19 protein-coding genes and 1 other RNA gene are annotated in these 20,673 nt (G+C 44.4%); 10 read left to right on the top strand and 10 right to left on the bottom strand.

From position 1 onward, the window contains the following. Window position 1 precedes the first annotated feature (1 nt). The 4 genes from atpH to ssrA all read left to right on the top strand — a co-directional run bounded on the left by atpH (window position 2) and on the right by ssrA (window position 3,825). Window positions 2-556 (top strand): ATP synthase F1 subunit delta, encoded by a 555-nt coding sequence (gene atpH / locus HXY43_RS12345; RefSeq protein WP_290883503.1) that lies wholly within the window; start codon window positions 2-4, stop codon window positions 554-556. Window positions 557-654: 98 nt separating this feature from the next. Then, a complete protein-coding gene (atpA, locus tag HXY43_RS12340) occupies window positions 655-2,175 on the top strand; it encodes a F0F1 ATP synthase subunit alpha (RefSeq protein WP_026731026.1) in 1,521 nt (506 codons plus the stop codon). A gap of 150 nt (window positions 2,176-2,325) precedes the next feature. Further along, on the top strand, window positions 2,326-3,273 hold the full coding sequence (locus HXY43_RS12335) for a F0F1 ATP synthase subunit gamma (RefSeq protein WP_026731027.1): 948 nt from the start codon (window positions 2,326-2,328) through the stop codon (window positions 3,271-3,273). 163 nt (window positions 3,274-3,436) lie between these two features. Continuing rightward, window positions 3,437-3,825, top strand: a transfer-messenger RNA (tmRNA) gene (ssrA, locus tag HXY43_RS12330). A 184-nt stretch (window positions 3,826-4,009) separates the two neighbouring features. On the opposite strand, the gene HXY43_RS12325 is transcribed toward ssrA, so the two are convergent. The 3 genes from HXY43_RS12325 to petB form a co-directional block, all read right to left on the bottom strand. Further along, window positions 4,010-4,453: an anti-sigma regulatory factor gene (locus tag HXY43_RS12325; protein WP_026731028.1), complete on the bottom strand. Its 444-nt coding sequence runs from the start codon at window positions 4,451-4,453 to the stop codon at window positions 4,010-4,012. A 289-nt stretch (window positions 4,454-4,742) separates the two neighbouring features. Further along, on the bottom strand, window positions 4,743-5,225 hold the full coding sequence (gene petD, locus HXY43_RS12320; protein ID WP_026731029.1) for a cytochrome b6-f complex subunit IV: 483 nt from the start codon (window positions 5,223-5,225) through the stop codon (window positions 4,743-4,745). Between the two features lie 265 nt (window positions 5,226-5,490). After that, the gene (gene petB, locus HXY43_RS12315; protein WP_026731030.1) at window positions 5,491-6,138 is read right to left on the bottom strand and encodes a cytochrome b6; all 648 of its coding nucleotides are present in this window, start codon (window positions 6,136-6,138) and stop codon (window positions 5,491-5,493) included. A 716-nt stretch (window positions 6,139-6,854) separates the two neighbouring features. On the opposite strand from petB, the gene ctpA reads away from it, so the two are divergent. Further along, window positions 6,855-8,102, top strand: coding sequence for a carboxyl-terminal processing protease CtpA (gene ctpA / locus HXY43_RS12310; protein WP_026731031.1), 1,248 nt, complete (start codon window positions 6,855-6,857; stop codon window positions 8,100-8,102). Window positions 8,103-8,191: 89 nt separating this feature from the next. Here ctpA and HXY43_RS12305 read toward each other — a convergent pair whose 3' ends face one another. Further along, window positions 8,192-8,878 (bottom strand): MBL fold metallo-hydrolase, encoded by a 687-nt coding sequence (locus HXY43_RS12305; protein ID WP_290883502.1) that lies wholly within the window; start codon window positions 8,876-8,878, stop codon window positions 8,192-8,194. A 152-nt stretch (window positions 8,879-9,030) separates the two neighbouring features. Between HXY43_RS12305 and HXY43_RS12300 the strand changes: the two genes are divergently transcribed. Beyond that, on the top strand, window positions 9,031-10,518 hold the full coding sequence (locus HXY43_RS12300) for a site-2 protease family protein (RefSeq protein ID WP_290883501.1): 1,488 nt from the start codon (window positions 9,031-9,033) through the stop codon (window positions 10,516-10,518). Between the two features lie 76 nt (window positions 10,519-10,594). Here HXY43_RS12300 and HXY43_RS12295 read toward each other — a convergent pair whose 3' ends face one another. Both HXY43_RS12295 and HXY43_RS12290 read right to left on the bottom strand, forming a co-directional pair. Next, window positions 10,595-11,161, bottom strand: a complete 567-nt coding sequence (locus HXY43_RS12295; RefSeq protein WP_026731034.1) for a phycobiliprotein lyase — start codon at window positions 11,159-11,161, stop codon at window positions 10,595-10,597. A gap of 189 nt (window positions 11,162-11,350) precedes the next feature. Then, the gene (locus HXY43_RS12290; RefSeq protein WP_290883500.1) at window positions 11,351-12,025 is read right to left on the bottom strand and encodes a HEAT repeat domain-containing protein; all 675 of its coding nucleotides are present in this window, start codon (window positions 12,023-12,025) and stop codon (window positions 11,351-11,353) included. Between the two features lie 526 nt (window positions 12,026-12,551). Between HXY43_RS12290 and HXY43_RS12285 the strand changes: the two genes are divergently transcribed. Then, a complete protein-coding gene (locus HXY43_RS12285; protein WP_290883499.1) occupies window positions 12,552-14,654 on the top strand; it encodes a cytochrome c peroxidase in 2,103 nt (700 codons plus the stop codon). Between the two features lie 406 nt (window positions 14,655-15,060). Continuing rightward, window positions 15,061-15,519, top strand: coding sequence for an RRXRR domain-containing protein (locus tag HXY43_RS12280; protein ID WP_290883498.1), 459 nt, complete (start codon window positions 15,061-15,063; stop codon window positions 15,517-15,519). A 17-nt stretch (window positions 15,520-15,536) separates the two neighbouring features. Here HXY43_RS12280 and HXY43_RS12275 read toward each other — a convergent pair whose 3' ends face one another. Beyond that, window positions 15,537-16,982: an MFS transporter gene (locus HXY43_RS12275; RefSeq protein WP_290883497.1), complete on the bottom strand. Its 1,446-nt coding sequence runs from the start codon at window positions 16,980-16,982 to the stop codon at window positions 15,537-15,539. 70 nt (window positions 16,983-17,052) lie between these two features. Here HXY43_RS12275 and HXY43_RS12270 point away from each other — a divergent pair, with 70 nt between their 5' ends. Next, the gene (locus HXY43_RS12270) at window positions 17,053-17,565 is read left to right on the top strand and encodes a phosphoribosyltransferase (protein WP_290883496.1); all 513 of its coding nucleotides are present in this window, start codon (window positions 17,053-17,055) and stop codon (window positions 17,563-17,565) included. Between the two features lie 293 nt (window positions 17,566-17,858). Here the strand turns inward: HXY43_RS12270 and HXY43_RS12265 are convergent, their stop codons facing one another. Together HXY43_RS12265 and HXY43_RS12260 are read right to left on the bottom strand one after the other, a co-directional pair. Next, entirely contained in the window at window positions 17,859-18,281 is a 423-nt protein-coding gene (locus HXY43_RS12265) for a DUF6658 family protein (protein WP_290883495.1), read from the bottom strand. Between the two features lie 226 nt (window positions 18,282-18,507). After that, window positions 18,508-19,434: an AEC family transporter gene (locus HXY43_RS12260; protein WP_290883494.1), complete on the bottom strand. Its 927-nt coding sequence runs from the start codon at window positions 19,432-19,434 to the stop codon at window positions 18,508-18,510. Between the two features lie 101 nt (window positions 19,435-19,535). Between HXY43_RS12260 and HXY43_RS12255 the strand changes: the two genes are divergently transcribed. After that, window positions 19,536-20,333 (top strand): D-alanyl-D-alanine carboxypeptidase family protein, encoded by a 798-nt coding sequence (locus HXY43_RS12255; protein WP_290883493.1) that lies wholly within the window; start codon window positions 19,536-19,538, stop codon window positions 20,331-20,333. A 123-nt stretch (window positions 20,334-20,456) separates the two neighbouring features. Here HXY43_RS12255 and HXY43_RS12250 read toward each other — a convergent pair whose 3' ends face one another. Then, complete coding sequence (locus tag HXY43_RS12250) at window positions 20,457-20,621, bottom strand: hypothetical protein (protein WP_197035981.1); 165 nt, start codon at window positions 20,619-20,621, stop codon at window positions 20,457-20,459. Between the last annotated feature and the right edge of the window lie 52 nt (window positions 20,622-20,673).

Raw genomic sequence — 20,673 nt, 5'->3', positions numbered from 1 at the left:
GATGAAAGGTAATGTAGCATTAACAGAAGTAGCCGTTCCTTACGCAGAAGCTTTGATGTCGGTAGCGCAATCAAGAAATCTCACAGAAGAGTTCGGTGATGATGTGCGTGCATTGCTGAATTTGTTGTCACAGAGTGAGCAACTGCAAAAGTTTCTTGACAACCCGTTTATTCAGGCTGAGGACAAAAAAGCAGTTATCAACCGCATTCTTGGTGAAGGTGCTAACACATATCTCCGTAATTTCTTAATGCTGTTGGTAGATAGACGGCGCATTATGTTGTTAGAAGATGTTTGCCAACAATATTTGGCGCTTTTGCGGCAGCTCAAGCAAACAGTGTTAGCAGAAGTGGTTTCTGCCGTTCCTCTCTCGGAAGCGCAGCAACAAGCAGTTAAAGAAAAGGTCATAGGAATGACCAACGCTCGCGAAGTAGAACTAGAAACCAAAATTGACCCCGATATCATTGGTGGTGTCATCATCAAAGTAGGCTCTCAGGTAATTGACGCTAGTTTGCGAGGTCAACTGCGTCGCTTGTCCTTGCGCTTAACTAGCGCGTAAAAATTTATGAATTATGAATTATGAATTATGAAAATTTTTAATATTCATGATTCATAGTTCTTAACTCCTGTTGTCTCACCAAAAAGCAAGATAGAAAAATGGCAATTAGCATCAGACCTGACGAAATTAGCAGCATTATTCAGCAACAAATCGAGCAATACGACCAACAAGTCAAAGTTGCTAACGTTGGTACCGTTCTGCAAGTAGGTGATGGTATTGCTCGTGTCTATGGTCTAGAAAAGGCCATGTCTCAAGAACTGTTAGAGTTTGAAGATGGTACGATTGGCATCGCCCTCAACTTGGAAGAAGATAACGTCGGTGCAGTGCTGATGGGCGAAGGCCATGAAATTCAAGAAGGCAGTACCGTTACCGCCACAGGCAAAATTGCTCAGGTGCCAGTGGGAGAAGCTTTGGTTGGACGCGTTGTCGATGCTTTGGGTCGTCCAATTGATGGTAAGGGAGAAATCAAAACCACTGAAACTCGTTTGCTTGAATCTCCAGCACCTGGTATTGTGGCACGTCGGTCTGTACACGAACCCCTGCAAACTGGTATTACCGCGATCGACGCGATGATTCCTATCGGTCGCGGTCAACGAGAGTTGATTATCGGCGATCGCCAAACCGGTAAGACAGCGATCGCGATCGACACTATCATTAACCAAAAAGAAGAAGATGTAATCTGTGTCTACGTTGCCATCGGTCAAAAAGCTTCCACCGTGGCTAACGTCGTACAGACATTGCAGGACAAGGGCGCAATGGATTACACCATCGTTGTTGCCGCTAACGCCAGTGACCCTGCGTCCCTGCAATACCTGGCTCCTTATACTGGCGCCTCAATTGCTGAGTACTTCATGTACAAAGGCAAAGCTACCCTCGTTATCTACGATGACCTCTCCAAGCAAGCCGCAGCTTATCGCCAAATGTCCCTGCTGCTGCGTCGTCCCCCCGGACGGGAAGCCTATCCTGGTGACGTATTCTACCTCCACTCCCGCTTGTTGGAACGGGCAGCTAAGCTGAGTGACGAATTGGGTAAAGGCAGCATGACCGCCCTGCCAATTATCGAAACTCAAGCAGGTGACGTGTCTGCTTACATCCCCACCAATGTGATTTCTATCACCGACGGTCAGATCTTCCTGTCTTCTGACCTGTTCAACGCTGGTATCCGTCCCGCCATTAACCCTGGTATTTCCGTATCCCGCGTGGGTTCCGCTGCTCAGACCAAGGCAATGAAGAAAGTTGCTGGTAAGTTGAAACTGGAGTTGGCGCAATTTGATGAATTGCAAGCCTTCGCGCAATTTGCCTCTGACCTTGATAAAGCTACCCAAGATCAGCTGGCACGGGGTCAGCGCTTGCGGGAACTCCTGAAGCAGCCGCAAAACTCTCCGCTATCAGTATACGAGCAAGTAGCCATTCTCTACGCTGGTATTAACGGTTACTTAGATGATATTCCTGTAGATAAAATTACTACCTTCTCCAAGGGTCTGCGGGAGTACTTAAAGACCAGCAAACCTAAGTACGTACAAGGAGTACAATCACAGAAAGTACTGGGTGATAGCGAAGAAGCAGCTTTGAAAGAAGCTATCAATGAATACAAGAAGACATTCTTAGCAACAGTGTAAGTAGTCATTGGTGAGCCAGCGCGGTCTTGGGGGTTTCCCCCATGAGCGACTGGCGAACCCGTAAGGGTCATTGGTCATTGGTCATTGGCGATCGCTAATGACTAATGACTAAGGACAAATGACTAATGACTAGGGACTCAGGACAAAAATATGGCTAATCTCAAAGCAATACGCGATCGCATTCAGTCAGTAAAAAATACCAAAAAAATTACAGAAGCTATGCGGCTAGTAGCTGCCGCAAGAGTTCGTCGCGCTCAAGAACAGGTGTTAGCTACTCGCCCCTTTGCCGATCGCCTGGCACAAGTACTCTACGGTTTGCAAGCCCGTCTGCGGTTTGAAGAAGCCAACTTGCCTTTGCTGAGAAAACGGGAAGTTAAGTCAGTGGGGCTGTTGGTAGTTTCAGGCGATCGTGGTCTGTGCGGTGGCTACAACAACAACGTGATTAAACGTGCGGAAACTCGCGCCAACGAACTCAAGGCAGAAGGTGTAGATTACAAATTTGTGATCGTAGGGCGTAAAGCTACCCAGTACTTCCAGCGTCGTAACCAACCTATTGACGCTACCTATTCTGGCTTAGAACAAATTCCCACCGCTGCGGAAGCATCTAACATTGCCAATGAACTGCTTTCCCTGTTTTTATCAGAAAGCGTAGATCGCATCGAATTAATTTACACTCGTTTCGTTTCTTTGGTTAGTTCCCGTCCGGTAGTGCAAACTCTGCTTCCCCTTGACACCCAAGGTCTAGAAACCGCAGATGACGAAATATTCCGTCTGACAACTCGTGGTGGTCAGTTTGAAGTAGAACGGCAAAAAGTCACTACTCAAGTCCGCCCTTTCCCTCGCGATATGATTTTCGAGCAAGATCCACTGCAAATTCTGGATTCTCTGCTATCTCTCTATCTGACTAACCAGCTATTGCGGGCGCTGCAAGAATCTGCTGCCAGCGAACTAGCCGCGCGGATGACAGCTATGAGCAACGCCAGCGATAACGCCGGTGAATTGATCAATAACCTTACCCTGTCTTACAACAAAGCACGGCAAGCGGCAATTACCCAGGAAATTCTTGAGGTTGTGGGCGGCGCTGAAGCACTTACTTAGGTGAATCAGGTGATTTTTACCTTTGTGTCTTAGTGTCTTTGTGGTTTAAAAGACATTTTTTCACCACCAAGGCACTAAGACACCAAGCAAAATCTTTTTAGTTTTCAAGCAGATAGTGGCACATTTGACAACCGCACACTATAATAAGAGTATATGACCTCATGGGTCCGTAACGGTTTCGACAGGCTGGCGAAAGCTGCCCTGTGATTCAGGTCGAGAGTGAGTCTCCTCTCGTAAATCCAAGGCTCAAAAAAAAGTAAATGCGAACAACATCGTAAAATTTGCTCGTAAGGAAGCTCTTGTAGCTGCCTAATAGCCTCTTATAGGTTCGAGCGCTTCTAGTCTGACTCCGTTAAGGGCTAGAGGCAAACCCCAACGGATGCGCTAATAAGTTTTCTCTGGTGGACTTGTTAGCAAAGACTTAATCAGAGCATCCTGCCGTTCGGGATAATGAACGTTCCCTGCCTTGAGGGTAAGAAAGGCTAAGCCTGTGAACGAGTGGGGGGTCAATACCCAGTTTGGACAGCAGTTCGACTCTGCTCGGATCCACTAAGAATAAGTTGCAAGTCCACCTAAAGCTGTAGTATTTAGGTGGATTTTGTTTGATCGCTAAAGTTCAGATTGCGAGCGATCGCTGATACATTAACAAAAAATTCAGTAGCATTTGTTGCCAAGTTTGAAAATGCTCCGATAATTTCTTAGGTGGAACTTACAAGTAAAAATTTACACAAAACCCTTATTGCTGTCGTTGTAGACCATATTTGACGATGAGCAGACAATTTCTACCATCTGTACCACGTTCGTAGGCAACTCGGTCAGCCAAGCGCCGCAGGAGAAACCATCCATACCCCCCGACTTGTAGAGTACCTGGTTCTGGTTCGGCGATCGCATCAGGATTAAAAGGTTTGCCATAATCCCAGATTCTAATCTCTAGTCGATCAATCCAGAGAGAAACGTCTATCTCAATGGTTGTTTCCGGAGGTAAAGCATGATGAGCATGACGAACGGCATTGGTAAAACCTTCTGCTAATGCTAGGTTCAAACGATACAGTTGGCTTTCTGACCAACCAAGTTTAGACAAATGTTGTAGGCAGAATTGTTCAAACCACTGTTGCACCTGGTTTAGAAGCTCTAGTTCGCTCTTAACCGTCAGATGGTCTTGCTGCACCATGCTAAGCATTGACCTTGACTTAAATGTATATGTGTGGGTAAAAATCTTTGCAAGTAGGTAGGCATAAATAAACAACTTAGTTGTTATGTTTTTACACCTAATTACTTATCTGTTGTAATCTACAGATTCTAGATTTTGGAATAGCATTTTAATCCAAAATTTAAAATCTAAAAAATTTAAAATCTCACATGCAACCCGGATTATTAAAATTGACGCCTGTAAAATTTTCTCAAAAGTACATTGACATTTGCACTTGCTGAGAAACTCACAGGCGTCAAAAAGCTTTATCGTGACTGATTTAGAACAGTCCCAAGGTAAGGGATTTGTCTAATGGTAAGGTAGCACCGATACCTAAGTAAATGGTAACCAAAGTACCAAACAAGAAGATCGCTGTTGCTACAGGACGGCGGAAAGGATTTTGAAACTTATTGACGTTCTCAATAAAGGGAACAAGGATCAGTCCCAAGGGTACGGACGCCATCAATAATACCCCTAAAAGTTTGTTAGGAACTGAACGCAAAATTTGAAATACAGGGTATAAGTACCACTCTGGTAAAATTTCCAATGGTGTGGCGAAGGGATTTGCTGGTTCTCCAACCATAGCTGGATCAAGAACAGCTAGAGCCACGATACAAGCGAAGCTTCCCATAATTACAACAGGGAAGACATAGAGTAAGTCGTTTGGCCAAGCAGGTTCACCATAGTAATTGTGACCCATGCCTTTTGCAAGTTTGGCTCTTAACTTAGGATCGCTGAGGTCTGGTTTTTTTAGTGTTGCCATTTTTAAATGTGCTCTCCTGCTTACGTCGAGTTAAAGCATTTGTTTAAGCCTCGAGCTTCAAGCACTAGCTTTCAGCTTAAGATGCTATTGTTTGTTTTTCTGTCTTCTATGTGTCAATAAATTTGTTATTTTTCACAAGTTTAAAACAAACAACTGAATCTGGAAACTGAAAGCTAATGCCTATTACTCTACAGGCGAAGAATTTGCAGTAAGAATTTATAGCTCAAGGGCTATCTACCACAAAGAACGCTTCGCCCCTACTCAATTACAACGGACCAGAAATTCCTTGCTTGCGAATCATCAAGAAGTGCAGCAACATGAAAACGGCAATGAGCCAGGGTAGCACAAAGGTGTGAGCGCTGTAGTAGCGAGTCAGCGTCCCTTGTCCAACGCTGGAACCGCCGCGCAGCAGTTCAGAAATCAATGTGCCGACTACGGGAATAGCTTCTGGTACACCGCTAACGATTTTCACAGCCCAGTAGCCAACTTGGTCCCAAGGCAGAGAATAGCCAGTCACGCCAAAAGAAACGGTAATTACTGCCAGGATGACTCCACTTACCCAGGTCAACTCGCGGGGCTTTTTGAAGCCTCCTGTGAGGTAAACCCGGAAAACGTGCAGAATCATCATCAGCACCATCATGCTTGCAGACCATTTGTGGATGGAGCGAATCAGCCAACCAAAACTCACTTCATTCATGATGTACTGCACGGAGGCATAAGCTTCCGTAACGGTTGGCTTGTAGTAGAATGTCATGGCAAATCCAGTAGCAAACTGGATCAAAAAGCAAGTCAGAGTAATTCCACCCAGGCAGTAGAAGATGTTGACATGGGGAGGGACGTATTTGCTGGTAACGTCATCAGCAAGCGCTTGAATCTCTAAGCGCTCCTCGAACCAGTCGTAAACGTTGGCCATACAATCTCAAGTTCCTAGAGTCGATCGCGGTTAATAAATCTCCCTAATTACTGGGAATTGGGGAAAAGGGTATCGGGAATTGGGGATTGGGGATTGGGAATTGGGGATTGGGGATTGGGAATTGAAGTACTGATTTTTCCTTTGTCCGATGCCCATTGCCCCTTGCCCCATGCCCTAGTACCTAGTCCCTAGTCCCCAGTCTTTTTTAGCAAAGAGGGGAGAAGCTCCTTTAATTATGAACCGTGAGGGTGTTAAGAATTGTTTAAAAACTTAACACTCTGCAAAAATAGAATATATTGCGTTCTCTTTGCGCCCAAACAAAAAATGCTGGATACAAAGTAGATTTTATCGTTTGTGGAGTGGTATTGGCTGGAATCACTGGTCTTAACCACTTGATTTCCCGATCCACCACTTCTATAAAAAAAGTAACATAGTCGAGAGATAGATTTCATAAACACTCTTGTAAAAGTAACTTTTGCAAGAGGTAGGAAACTCGGGTTCCCACGCAAGAGCTAGTACGTTGGGGTTTAAGGTCAACAGCAAAGGGTAAAGGCTAAAGGTAATAATTTTCCAATTCTTTTAACCTCTACCCCTAATCCTCACTCCTAAGGGGAACGGGAATCCCGAGTTCCCCCCCTTCCCTTTCCCGACTTCTGCAAGAAGTCTGAAGGCAACTGCGTCGAACTAGGCAATTTGGGTTGAAAGTGGAATTAAAAATGAGGTTAATGCACAAACAGGTTTTTCGGGTTGGATTGTCACTGCTAGTGGCGTTTTGGTTAGGATTTTGCAGTTTTTGTCAGCCAGCAATGGCTCTGAGCGAAGAACAAAAGCTGGTGTCGGAAGTTTGGCGAATTGTTAACCGCACTTATCTGGATGACACATTTAATCATCAAAATTGGGCAGCAGTGCGGCAAAAAGTTCTGGCAACGCCACTGCCAGATCATCAAGCAGCTTACGCGGCAATTGGAAAGATGCTTAAGGGCCTGAATGACCCTTTTACCCGCTTTTTAGATCCTGAGCAGTACCGCAGTTTGCAGGTAAATACTTCTGGGGAATTGACGGGGGTGGGCTTGCAAATTGCTCTGAATCCACACACAGGCAAGCTGGAAGTAGTTACTCCCATCGCTGGTTCACCAGCAGAAAAAGCTGGAATTCGACCACGCGATCGCATCGTTAAAATTGAGGGTTTCTCTACGGAAAATCTTACCCTCGATGAAGCCGCAACCAGAATGCGGGGTCCGATTGGCAGTCTGGTGACGTTGCTAATCGAACGAGAGGGAGAAGGACAAAGAGAATTCAGAGTTATGCGCGATCGCATTTCTCTGAATCCTGTAGTCGCAGAGTTACATACTACCTCTGAGGGAGCACCCTTTGGCTACATTCGTCTCACTCAATTTAATGCCAACGCTCCAATGGAACTGGCACACGCCATTAATAGTTTAGAAAAAAAAGGTGCATCTGCATACATTTTGGATTTGCGAAATAATCCCGGTGGACTGCTGCAAGCCGGAATAGAAATAGCTCGTCTATGGTTAAACTCTGGCACTATAGTCTACACAGTCAATCGGCAAGGTATTCAAGGCAGTTTTGAATCATTTGGTCCAGCACTGACTGACGATCCGCTAGTTGTTTTGGTCAATCAAGGAACTGCGAGCGCTAGCGAAATTCTCGCAGGCGCACTACAAGATAACGGCCGTGCTACGCTGGTTGGAGAAACCACGTTTGGTAAAGGCTTAATCCAGTCATTATTTGAGTTGTCAGATGGTTCCGGCTTAGCAGTCACCATTGCTAAGTACGAAACTCCTCAACATAAAGATATTAACAAGCTAGGTATAAAGCCAGACAAAATAATCCCCTCTGAACCAATCGCTCACGAACAGATTGGCTCAGACTTTGACTCTCAATATCAAGCTGCCGTGGAACTGCTGACGAAAAACTCAGTAGTAGCAGCAGGAGCAGCGTGACTAGGAGTGGGAGAGGGGAACAGAGGGAGAGGGGAGAAAATGTTAAAACAACTTTCCCACTCCTCCACTCCTCTACTCCTACTTACTACTTACAGGATGGCTTGTGCCTTTAATAAGGCTGTGAAATCCAAGTTCGCTAAGCGTTGATAGGCATTATCGATGACACGTTTACCGCGAAGATAACCTGTGTTAGCACCAGGAGCAATATACTGGAGTGTTTCTGGTGTAAAACTTTCTATGAGGTTTTTTATGCTTTTAATTTGCCGATACCAGTGAAAAGTCTTGGCTGTTCGTAATGGCACTGGTTCGCCTTGCTGGTTAGGGACTAAATGGCGTCCAGAAAACAGCACACCTCCAAACTCACTGTAGTAAAGGCAAGATGATCCAGGAGAATGTCCAGGAGTCCAAATCAGTTTGAAGGCTGAACTCAAAGTGAATTCCTGATGAAAAGTAGTTACGTCTAATTCCGGCAATAGATAGGCTTCTTGCTCTTGAATCAAAACCTCGCAGTTGAAAGTTTTGTGAAATTCTGCTGTCTTACCAATAGCACCTCTATGGGTGAGAAATAACCAGCGTATACCACCATGCGATCGCAAAAAGTCCTGATTTGTCTGCTCAAATGCCGGACAGTCAATCAGGATATTGCCTTCATTTCTTACAATAAAATAAGCGGTTCCCCCCAGTGTGTCCCGATTTGGTGGAAATGCAAAAATAGTATCTAGGACTTCTCGTGGTGGCTTGGCTATTTGACTAGACTCTTGAGATGAGGGACACATGAGAAAAGCTACTAATTGAAGAGTTGTAACAGATCCGGTTCAAGTATAAGACTTTTCTTTTCAAATAGGGGGATGGGGTCTATTCTGTGGCAAGAGTTATGGTGCTTTTGACTATTCCGTGAGACTGACGTTTCAAAATAAATGAAAATAACATGACTGTTTGGTTTCTTCTTCTACTGGGACTAATTACTTATCTGATGGTGCAGCGTAGTGTTGCTCGTATCACCCGGACACCTGTGTGGCTATTGTGGTTGGTATTAATGACACCAGCAATGCTTTGGACGGGATGGACGGTAATGCATGGAGAAAAACAACCTCCACCGCGGGCGTTGATGATTTGGCCATTGGTAATTTGCCCTTTGTTATACTGGGTGCTATTTCAGTGGGGCCGACAACCCCAAAAGGACAAACAGATTCAAAGAGAAATACCACAACCAGACTTAGCTACACAGCAGTCAACTACAGAATTAACTCCCGTGCGTCCCATAGAACCAAATGAAGAAACCCAATTGCGAAATTGTTTTCCTTGGTCTGTATATTACATCCACAACATTGAATATAGACCTCAAGCTGTGATTTGCCGAGGTCAGTTAAGAACTAAACCAGCCGAAGCTTATCAACGAATTAAGGAAAATATTGAAGCACAATTTGGCGATCGCTTTTTGCTCGTCTTTCAAGAAGGTTTGAATGGCAAACCCTTCTTTGTACTTGTTCCTAATACCCAAGCTGCTAAAGCTAATGCACCCCAAACAGAAAGGTTAACGCGACCAGGTTTAGCTTTAGTACTATTAATAGCCACTTTGGTAACTACTACAAAGGTAGGAGCAGGAATTGCTGGTGTGGAATTCACACTACGTCAGCTTCAATCCGACCCGAGTGTAATTTTAAAGGGATTGCCCTATGCTTTAGCTTTGATGTTTATTTTGGGCATTCACGAACTGGGTCATTACTTAACAGCGAGGTACTATAGAATCCGCTCGACTCTGCCTTACTTTATCCCAATGCCTTTTTTCTTGGGAACCTTCGGTGCTTTTATTCAAATGCGTAGTCCCGTACCTCACCGCAAAGCTTTATTTGATGTCAGTATCGCCGGGCCACTTGCAGGTTTTGTAGTAACCTTGCCTTTATTATTCTGGGGCTTAGCTAATTCCACAGTGGTTTCCCTGCCAGAAGAAAAAACAGGGCTGTTGAATCCTGATGCGCTTAATCCCAAATACTCTATATTGTTAGCGCTACTCTCGAAGCTAGCCTTGGGAAGTCAGTTAACACCACAATCAGCTATTGACCTACATCCAATCGCAGTAGCCGCTTGTTTGGGAATCATCGTGACCGCGTTAAATCTGATGCCAGTGGGACAACTCGATGGAGGTCACATAGTCCATGCGATGTTTGGGCAAAGAAGTGCCATGCTAATTGGTCAAGTTGCTCGCCTGCTGCTGCTGTTACTTTCTTTAGTACAGCCGGGATTTTTCTTATGGGCAATTATTTTATTATTTATCCCACTGATGGATGAACCCGCTCTCAATGATGTCACAGAACTAGATAATAAACGTGATATTTGGGGATTGCTGGCAATGGCTTTGTTAGTGCTGATTATATTGCCACTACCACAGGCGATCGCTAGCTTGTTGCAGATTTAGGTTGATATGAGAACCCACGCAAAGATGCAAGTGTTTTTCAGTGTATTTACATCTTTGCGTGAGATTGTTATCCTCGTTAACTGGATGCTGAATTAGTCGCTTCAGATGCTTTCGTTGCTGGTGCAGCACCACCCATACGAATTTCAGAAGTGAACGAAGCCATACTAAAGCCACCGAAGCGTTTGAGAACACCTACCCGCATCCGCAAATTAGGGCTAGCAAACCAGAGGCGTTCTTCAGACCACATCGTTTCGTACTCTGTAATTAAAGTCAACGCCTCATCGTCACCCATTTTGTAGCTGCCGGCAACTGGCATTTTCTCGGCATAGCCCATTTCCCGCAGTAACTTGCCTTCAAAGGGATTATCTTCATTAGGCACTGGTACTAATACTGTAGAACCCTTGTGATCTTGTTCATCCCACTCCATCGTGCCGTTCCAAGTTACTCTTGCGCCACAGGAAGCACGACTAGCGTCAATTTCGTACTGTTGGCAAAGTTTGATTACCTCTGGATGATCCGCCGCTAGCATTTCAATAATGATATCTGATTTGCCGGATTCTGATTGCTTAAAAGCCAAGTGGTGACTAGTACGATGGGAAAACCATTTACCAGCACTTAACTCAAAAAACTCTTCAATATTCATGAATCAAATTACCTTGTGTCAAAATCCTTTTAATCCCACTTATTACAAGGTAGCAGAAGAGGATTGGGAGAGTGGGGGCTAGGGGCCCCCTCTGGGGTTGGGAGCTGTGGGGGAGTTGTTTTAACATTTCCCCCTCTCCCTCTGTTCCCCTCTCCCACTCCTATTTCCCTCCTCTCCCTCTATTCAAAATTAATTACCTGCTTCTTCAAGCCTTTTAAGAGAAATCCTTGCTGCCTCCGCAACATTTTCGTGGCTGTCTTTTTCCAGGTATTTCAACGCCGAGACACTCTTGGGAGTGGGAAGATTACCTAAAGCTTCTGCCAAACGTTGCCGCACTAACCAATCTTCTGATTGAGCAAAGCGTAAAATCCGATCTACTGCGTTGATGTCTTTAATTTCTCCCAATGCCGCGATCGCTGCTTGTTGTATTACTATTTCCTCATTATCTAAGGCTTGGTAAAGGATTTCACGAGCGCGGGAGTCTTTAATATTACCTAGCGATACAGCTGCACTAAAGCGCACCAGCCAATCTGTATCTTCATAAAAAGCTCTTGACAGCGCTTCAAAGGCTCTGGTGTCACCCAAGTATCCTAGCGCACCAGCTGCGTCTGCACGAATGCCGTAATCCGGGTCAGTTTCTAAAATTTTGATCAGAATTGGATAGCATTCTGTGGTTTGTTTGATCCCTAGGGCAAATATTGCCATTGACCGCAGTTGCATCGATTCGTCATCCAAAACCTTCTTAATTAATGGTACGGCGTCTTCTGCTGGTACATCCCGCAAACAAGCAAGGGCAACCATGCGATCGCGCAGATTCGGACTTTCTAACTGAGTGGAAATTTCCTCTAAGTTTGGAACTGCCATCTGGTTTAATACGATTTTGCTACTTAATGTCTCTATAAGTATCATTGCGTAACTTTCAACGCATTAGCCTGATGCCAAAGTCAGAGTTATTAGAAATTCAAAACTTAATACTTGTTAACTATAAGTGTTTTTAAATATTAAGACTTAGGGAAAAGACGTAAAACAGTGTAAATCTTGTCATGCTTAGAATTCAGTGAAAATCTGGTTATTGTGAACAAATATTACAACTAAGCGGTACTTTGCATATAAACACAGAACCTTTGACAAGTTACATATTGTACAAATTTTGGCTGCAAGTCCGTAAAATATGAAAAACTGTGGAACCGCCAAACATAGCAAACGGCCTGGGTTTGAGGAGTTCAAAGACAAAACCCAAGCAGTTTACAAAGGTGAAAGTAATGCTACTTTCCCTCTTCTTTTTACCTATTTGCTTTCAGTTGTCTCAAATATAACACAAGCTGCTACGATTTTTGCAACTGGAATACTCAGTAGATTCACTCAAATAAAATTTGGCTCGTCTAGGAGCATGAAAAAGGGTGCAACTATTGCCGCATTGGTGATAGCTACCATCCTGGCAGGACATACTGTTTCGGCACAGGTAACACCTCCGCAGCCGCCGCCACTTAGTAATGTCAAGGTTCCAGAACCTGACAATCTAGGGGAATTTATTCGGGACAAAACAGCTGCGATCGCTCTAGGGAAATCTTTGTTCTGGGACATGCAACTAGGTACGGATGGCATTCAGTCGTGTGCTAGTTGTCACTTTCATGCTGGAGCAGACAACAGATCCAAAAACCAACTCGATCCGGGACGACTGCGTGTAAATCCGAACAAAGTTGAGAATCCGGATACAATTTTCAATACGGGAGGAGGCCCAAACTACCAGCTCAACGTCGCAGATTTTCCATTCCACAAGTTATCAGACCCAAACAATCGTTCTTCAGCAGTACTATCCAACAGCAACGATGTCGTCGGTTCTCAAGGCGTGTTCAGATCAAGGTTTGTTGATGTCGTTCCTGGTAGTGCCAATGACAACGTCACTCCGCTCAGGGATGATATTTTCAACGTGCAAGGCACAAACGTCCGCCAAGTCACACCTCGTCACTCGCCAAGCACGATTAACTCAGTATTTAATTTCCGCAACTTCTGGGACGGAAGAGCACAACCCATTTTTAATGGGGTGAACGGGCTGGGGTTAAAAGATCCAAATGCCTATGTTTTAAAGGCTACCAAGCCTCGATTTCTTGAAGATGTGAAAGTTAGTATCAATAATTCTTCTTTGGCTTCCCAAGCCGTTGAACCACCACTCAGTGCTTTGGAAACAGCAGCTGAAGACCTTCCCATTGCACCATTCCGAGTAGAAGCATCCGAAACCAGTGACACAACTACGGTGATTGATGCTAACAGCGGTCAACAATTAGCGGTGCTAAATGACGAAGGTGAAACCATCAGTGGTAGCAACGACTTATCGCCATCAGAAGAGCAAATATCTCCAACAACTAATCAGCCATTTAAACGGATTGGTAGAAAGTTGGGTAAAAAGCTACTCGCCCTCAGACCCCTTGGCAAGCAACAGGTAGCAAGAGATGACAGCGTTCTCGGTGCCTACAGCCGTTACCCTCGAACTGGTCTGAACCGCAGCTACGCAGCGTTAATCAGAGATGCCTTTCAGCCGCAGTGGTGGAGATCCAATCTCATCATCAGCATTAATCCCGAAACTGGAGAGCGCAGATTCATCCGTAAGCCGAAGAAGAATTTGTCTACCAACGAATACACTTTGATGGAATATAATTTCTCGCTGTTCTTCGGGTTGGCTGTGCAAGCGTACGAATCTACTTTGATTTCCGACCAGACACCATTTGACAAGTTTCTGGCAGGGGACACCAACGCTTTCACACAATCGCAACAGCAGGGATGGCGAATTTTCCAAACCAAAGGTGCGTGCTTCGGCTGTCATGGTGGCTCAGAGTTGACCACTGCTTCTGTTAGCAGCGTGACTAGCCAAGGACGCATCCGACGCGCCCCGGCATTTGTAGGAGGACGAGTTGAAGATGCTGGTTTCTTTAATATTGGTGTTAGACCTAGCGAAGACGACCTTGGTGTGGGTGGTAATGACTTGTTAGGCAATCCGCTTTCAGAATCACGGCTAGCTCTTGAAGGTACATTTAAGCAGTTACTCGGCGAAGAACCACCTGTAGTTCCCAATGGCGAACAAGACTTGACCGCAGATGGAGCTTTCAAGACACCAGGACTTCGCAACATCGAACTCACTGCTCCTTACTTCCACAATGGCGGACAATTGACCCTAGAACAAGTGGTTGATTTCTACAATCGCGGTGGTGACTTTGGTCAAAATTTGCCACCACTTAACCTGACTGAAGAAGAAAAACAGGCGCTAGTAGACTTTCTCAAAGGTTTGACTGATGAGCGAGTCCGCTATCAAAAAGCACCCTTCGACCATCCGCAGTTGTTTATTCCTAACGGTCATCCTGGCAACCAAAATTCTGTTACTATCGACCGCAATGTCAAAACTGAAGACGGAACAACACAAGCTACGGATCGGCTATTAGAACTACCTGCAGTTGGTCGTAGAGGTCGTAAACTTCCTCCCAACTTCCTTGGAACCTGATTTACGACAGAAGTAAATTCTACTTAGTGCAGCTTTGCATAAAATCGTAGTTTTTTTAAACGCAGAGGCACGCGGAGTAAACGCAGAGAGGCGCAGAGTCTTTCTACATTTAATTCGTTACGAATTTGTGCAACATTGTACTTAGTCGTTTAGTTAACTTCTAATCAAGATAACAGCAGGGACAATCATCTAATTTACTAAAAGCCTGGAAAACCAGGTTTTTTTATGGACTTGCACAAATTGATAAGTTATTTGCTACGAATTTGTAAAATCCTGTACTTGCTCTAAAGTTAACAACGGTTTGTCTGCCATCAGAATGTCGGGTGCATTACCGATGGTGTAATGCACCCAACTATCTCACGCTCTTTTAGCTTTGGGCAGCGTCAAACAAAGTCCGGAAGATAACATGATGCTGGCGATAGAAGCAATCAGGACAACTTGGAGAGCGTCAGTTAAATTAAAAGTCATAGTTGAACCATCCGGTAACGCAACTCAGCCCGTTGCGATCGGCATTGACCCTGGTAAAAAGTTTTCAGGAATTGCTGTTCAATCTAGTCAGTTCACTTTGTTCGCAGCACACTTGGTATTGCCGTTTCCTAATGTCACTAAAAAGATGACGGGGAGACGAATTTTAAGATGTGCGAGACGCTCAAGACGTATCAACCGCAAAATTCCATTCCATCTTAGGGCGCATCGTCAAAAACGCTTTGACAATCGCAGGCACAAAAAACTGGTTCCATCTATCCGTGCTAACCATGAATTTGAGTTGCGAGTTGTCAAAGAGTTGATGCGACTATTCCCAGTCTCAACTATCCCTCCCCCACAGAAGTGCGCGAGGATGGGGGAATCTCGCGAGTTTTGTTGAAATTTATATTTACTTGGTTAAATCTTCCTTCGACGTTCTTGGAGTTTGAGCAAAATTTCGGCGTGCATTGCGCGGGTAATTGGGTAAAAATACACTAAAACCAAGCCACAAATTAGAGCGATCGCTGGTAGAGGGCCAATAGAAACGCGAATTACTTCTAATACTGAATCTGGTTGGATCGGCATGGGAGTTTCTGGTGTGGGTTTAATATATCCCGCTGCACCCAGTCTTTGCAAAACGAAACTGACTGCCAACCCCAAACAGATTTTTTGCAAAAAAACCATGAAACTATAAAAAATGCCTTCCCGTCGCTGTCCGGTTTTTAATTCATCCAGTTCAATTACATCAGGTAGCATTGACCAAGGCACTAGATAAGCGGTGGATACTCCAAAACCAGCCAGTACTGCTAAACAGTACATAAACACAACCTGATCTGGCTTTAAAAAAAATAGTCCAGCCTGAGCAATAATCCATAAAGTCATTCCCATATAGTAAACGGCTTGTTTGCCAACACGCTGACTGATGGCACTCCACACAAACAGCATTGCCATAGCGGTTCCTTGCACTGCCAGCAGAACTGAGCTAATGTGCCATTGAGGAAGGCGCATCCAACTAGTCACAAAATAAGGAATAATACCAGCCGTGAGTTGGACTGCTAACCAGGAACACAGATAAATTCCGACTACAAATAAAAAAGGGCGATTGCTAAAAGCGATTTTGAGTTGCTGCAAAAAAGGTATAGAGACTTGTTGTTCCGTTTCTGGATGTAATCTTGCTACAGCTTGAGCGCGTTTTTTCGTTCCCCAAACACACCAATACACAGGCAAAACAGAAATAATCGCACAGATAGCTCCCAATAATAAAAACTGTAGGCTGCGGTTATCAGGAATGATGAAGGAGATGACTAACGCGATTACTAAAGCGAGAATGCTACCGCCAATCGAAAAAGCAAAGCGAAAACTGTTAAGGTTCGTGCGTTCGTCGTAGTCTTGGGTTAGTTCTGCTGTGAGAGCTGTGTATGGTAAATTGACAATAGTATAAAAGGCGTTAAACAAAATTGATATCGCAGTGTAATACCAAAACAAGCCCCACTGATTCGCATTTTCGTTGTTACTAAAGTGAGGTACAATCCACTGCAAAAAGAAGAAAATTCCAAAGGGAACTGCTCCCCAAATCATCCAAGGATAGCGCCTTCCCTGCCTGCTTTGAGTGCGATCGCTCAATACTCCCACCATCGGATCGTTTACCGCATCCCAGACTTTGCCAATTAGTTGAGTTTGTCCTGCTAATTGCGGATTCAAACCAGCTACATCTGTCAGGAAAGGCGATAAATAAGATATACCAATCATGGCAGTAATCGCCGTGCCCAAATCCCCAGCACCAAAAGCAATTTTGGTAGTCAAGTCTAATTTTTCACTGTTAGAACTTGGTCGGGAATGGCTATCAGGGGCAGAATCACTCATATTAACTTGCCCTCGTATTAGAATAATGAATTTGGTTTGTCATCCAGTATTAGCTATAAATCCTTTCCCTATGCCAGACCTTTACGTTTCTTGGTCAGATTATCACCGCAAAATTGAACAACTGGCTGCTCAAATTTATCAATCTGGCTGGCAGTTCAACCAGATTGTCTGCCTTGCCAGAGGGGGACTGAGGGTAGGAGATATTCTCTCTCGTATTTATAAACAGCCACTGGCAATTTTGGCAACATCATCTTATAGTAGCCCCGGCAAGCAAGAAAGAGGATGTTTAACCTTTTCTCGCCACTTGACGATGACTACAGAAAAGTTAGGTTCCCGCATTCTTTTAGTGGATGATTTGGTAGATTCTGGAGTGACACTCAAGGAAACTATACCTTGGCTGAAGACATACTCTGATTCTCCAATTGAGGAAATTCGTACTGGTGTAATTTGGTATAAAGCTTGCTCAGTAATAGCGCCAGATTATTATGTTGACTATCTAGCTGACAATCCTTGGATTCATCAACCATTTGAACCTTACGAGTTTATGAACCCAGCGGAACTTTTGGAAGTTGTGAGTGGGTAGGATAGATGCCCAAATCCCCGACTTCTTAAAGGATGCCATTAGTGAATAGGGGTTCATACCCCAATACGGTTCAGTTAGTAGAATTCAATCTTTGGAGCTCCCCCATTATCCCTTTTTAAGGGGGGTTAGGGGGGATCAAAACCTTAACTGAACCGTATTGGTTCATACCCCTCGTTTACCCAAAAAAATCTTGTAGAGACGTAGCAATGCTACGTCTCTACATTTGCCGGAATCACCCAAAGATGTGGAATCCAGCCAGGGGTAACACCTCGTCAGTGACCAACAGTATCCTGTTAGGTTTGGGCTGCTACTTCTTCAACAGTATCCTTAGCTTGTTCTATAGCTTCTTTAGCACTGGATTGAAAATTATTGCTGTCTTCTTCAATATTTTCAGCTTTTTTGTCTAATATACCGCTGGTGTTTTCTGCTACATCGCTTGTTTCCTCAATAATGTTTTGTTCTGCATTTTCTTTGAGAATCTCAGCTTTGGTATCGGGTGCGGTTTCGACCAGTTCCGAGGCGTCTGTGTCACTAGCTTGATTTATTCCCTCTTTGTTACCATTCGTCACAGCACCTATTGGAACTTCTTGTTCAGGATTAACAGCCGTTTGTGTCCCAACACAAGCCTGTGTAACAAACAACAAAATTCCTGAAAACAAAACCGTTAAAACTAGCCTGAGTCGCAGTTTTTTCAAGAAAGCTTTTAACCTGTTCATAAACTCCTCCTTTCATTCAGTCTGTAGATTTAGATATAGACTAAACAAAGTGACAAACTCACGACAAAAGCAAGGGAATTATCTAAGTTGAAAATAGGAAACGCTTAACAGCGATCGGGGATTGGGGATTGGGGAAAAGATTTTTATTCCATCGTTGTCGGCGAAAAGCCCGTGGAGGTCTAACTTGAAAACCTACAGCTTTAGGTGCTGTTAATGGATAGTGTCGCTACCCTACGGAGAATAGCCACAACCAAACAGGCAGAGTTACCAGTAATACAATCGCCCCTACTACTAAGGCAGTGACTGCAAGATCGCGATCTAGATTGAATGTCTCAGCAAGTACCAACGTAGCGAAAGCTGGAGGCATAGCCATTTGTAGCACTATAACCTGTGCTGCTGCACCTGTTATACCGAAAAGTGGTAAAGTACTACCCAAAATCAGAGGCACTAATAGCATTTTGATTCCCAAGCTCATCCCTGCTTGTGGTAAGCTGTGCCAAGAATTGAGCTTGCTCAATCGCATTCCTATTAATAGCAGCGACAATGCTACGGCACTCCAAGCAAATATGTCCAAGTAAAATTCAACCGTGGTAGCAATTACAACCTGACGCAAGAGCAAACCTAAGCCAAAACTCCACAAGGCTGGATTAATTAAAATAGCCTTCACAATCTCTCCACGATTGTGAACACCGCTGCTAAAACGTGCCGCTAGTGCCACACCCAAGCCATAAGCACCCAAAGTTGTACCTAGCAAATCGTAGAATAGCGCCCAAGCAAAGTACTGAGTGCCAACTACTGCTAGTGTAATGGGATAACCCAAGTAACCAGTGTTACCTACCATTGCTGCCAGGAGAAAACTACCCTGAGTTGGTTGTCGAGGAACGGTTTTTGTGAAGAGGACTTGCCATTTCATCCCTATCCAAGCTAAAAGTGCTCCTAGGAAAATGGCTAAGTGAGCGATCGCTGGCGCAATCCAAATCTGCCCCGACAAGTCCGTTTTGCGTAAAAAAGCTACAATGCTGATTGGTACTCCTACCCAAAAAAGGAACTGGGCTAAACGAATGGGAACAGCGGCAGGTAGTTTGCGTCCCAGAATGAATCCTAACAAGACTAGACTTACCAGCTTGACGTATAGTTTTAAGAGGTTTGTCAAAACTACACCCTGAACTAAATATGTAAAATGATACTAATTGTCTTTATTCCTCTCCAGTTTACAATCTGTTATGAATACTCAACAAAAGCAGGAGTGAACCCTTGAACAACGCTGAGTTTTCTAGAAAACCACGAAACTCATCGCCTGCCTCTGGTGAAGATATTCCGGCAGCTTTACGCGATACTCCTGATGTAGCGCCTAATAAGCGAACACGCTTATTCGTTTTTGCGATCGCAGGAGTGGTAGGACTTGTACTGCTGGCTGCGATCGGCGGTATTTTGTTCTCGCTGACTGCACCGAAAAAAAACGCAGATTCTCAGTCTTCCCCAAATAATTTAACGTCTGGCAAAGCTCAAAACAACTCTACAGATCACGTTTTGGGACATATATCTTACCCGGAAGCGCCTGAGTCAGAACTAGCAGCAATTTCCGCAGATGGGCGACAAAGAATGCGTAAAGCAGCTGCCCAAAAATTTCAGGAAATGTCAGCAGCGGCGCGGAGTGCAGGTGTAATTTTAGTGCCAGTTTCTGGCTTTCGTTCAATCAAAGAACAGGAACAGTTATTTTTTAATATTGGTGCCCAGCGGAATCAAACGCCAGCGCAAAGAGCGTCTCTTAGCGCTCCTCCCGGTCATAGCGAACATCACACGGGTTACGCTGTAGATATCGGAGACGGCACAGCCCCAGCAACAAACTTAACTGAGAATTTTGAAAATACCAAAGCTTTTCAATGGCTGCAAGCAAATGCTGCCCGTTTCAGCTTTGAGATGTCCTTCCCTAGAAATAATCCGCAAGGTGTCAGTTATGAACCTTGGCATTGGCGTTTTGTCGGCGATCGCGACAGCTTAGAAACTTTCTACAGAGCCAAAAATATCAAACCAGTTCAGACTCCGCAGTAAGACTAAGAGGATATCTTCTATTTTTCTGCTTAAACTACAAATTTAATTTTTTCTTTATAATTGAGCATTCAGTACAAAACTTGTTCATCTGTGGGAGGTTCAGGAAATTTCAGGAAGCAGCAGTTAATAGTCACATAGGATAGGAGTACACTCATCTACCTTAAACCACCGCTTCCTACCACGCGGCAATTTTACTAATACACTACCGGGTTTCCACCAAGAGGAAGGAATAACGACGCCATTACGACCATTGGGGAGTTTGACAAGTGTACCTGGAATAATGGTCATAAAAGTATTTGGAGAATTAGACATATGACAGCGATTTAGAAAACTATTCTTC

The organism is Fischerella sp., from assembly GCF_013388695.1.
Lineage (GTDB): Bacteria > Cyanobacteriota > Cyanobacteriia > Cyanobacteriales > Nostocaceae > PCC9605.
The sequence above is the reverse complement of the archived record's forward strand: the minus strand, read 5'-3'. Positions and strand labels throughout refer to the sequence as shown.

Bases quoted from the DNA above. Each gene is read 5' to 3' on its own strand.
- atpH (WP_290883503.1), top strand. From the start codon at position 2: ATGAAAGGTAATGTAGCATTAACAGAAGTAGCCGTTCCTTACGCAGAA.
- atpA (WP_026731026.1), top strand. From the start codon at position 655: ATGGCAATTAGCATCAGACCTGACGAAATTAGCAGCATTATTCAGCAA.
- HXY43_RS12335 (WP_026731027.1), top strand. From the start codon at position 2,326: ATGGCTAATCTCAAAGCAATACGCGATCGCATTCAGTCAGTAAAAAAT.
- HXY43_RS12325 (WP_026731028.1), bottom strand. From the start codon at position 4,453: ATGCTTAGCATGGTGCAGCAAGACCATCTGACGGTTAAGAGCGAACTA.
- petD (WP_026731029.1), bottom strand. From the start codon at position 5,225: ATGGCAACACTAAAAAAACCAGACCTCAGCGATCCTAAGTTAAGAGCC.
- petB (WP_026731030.1), bottom strand. From the start codon at position 6,138: ATGGCCAACGTTTACGACTGGTTCGAGGAGCGCTTAGAGATTCAAGCG.
- ctpA (WP_026731031.1), top strand. From the start codon at position 6,855: ATGAGGTTAATGCACAAACAGGTTTTTCGGGTTGGATTGTCACTGCTA.
- HXY43_RS12305 (WP_290883502.1), bottom strand. From the start codon at position 8,878: ATGTGTCCCTCATCTCAAGAGTCTAGTCAAATAGCCAAGCCACCACGA.
- HXY43_RS12300 (WP_290883501.1), top strand. From the start codon at position 9,031: ATGACTGTTTGGTTTCTTCTTCTACTGGGACTAATTACTTATCTGATG.
- HXY43_RS12295 (WP_026731034.1), bottom strand. From the start codon at position 11,161: ATGAATATTGAAGAGTTTTTTGAGTTAAGTGCTGGTAAATGGTTTTCC.
- HXY43_RS12290 (WP_290883500.1), bottom strand. From the start codon at position 12,025: ATGGCAGTTCCAAACTTAGAGGAAATTTCCACTCAGTTAGAAAGTCCG.
- HXY43_RS12285 (WP_290883499.1), top strand. From the start codon at position 12,552: ATGAAAAAGGGTGCAACTATTGCCGCATTGGTGATAGCTACCATCCTG.
- HXY43_RS12280 (WP_290883498.1), top strand. From the start codon at position 15,061: ATGATGCTGGCGATAGAAGCAATCAGGACAACTTGGAGAGCGTCAGTT.
- HXY43_RS12275 (WP_290883497.1), bottom strand. From the start codon at position 16,982: ATGAGTGATTCTGCCCCTGATAGCCATTCCCGACCAAGTTCTAACAGT.
- HXY43_RS12270 (WP_290883496.1), top strand. From the start codon at position 17,053: ATGCCAGACCTTTACGTTTCTTGGTCAGATTATCACCGCAAAATTGAA.
- HXY43_RS12265 (WP_290883495.1), bottom strand. From the start codon at position 18,281: ATGAACAGGTTAAAAGCTTTCTTGAAAAAACTGCGACTCAGGCTAGTT.
- HXY43_RS12250 (WP_197035981.1), bottom strand. From the start codon at position 20,621: ATGACCATTATTCCAGGTACACTTGTCAAACTCCCCAATGGTCGTAAT.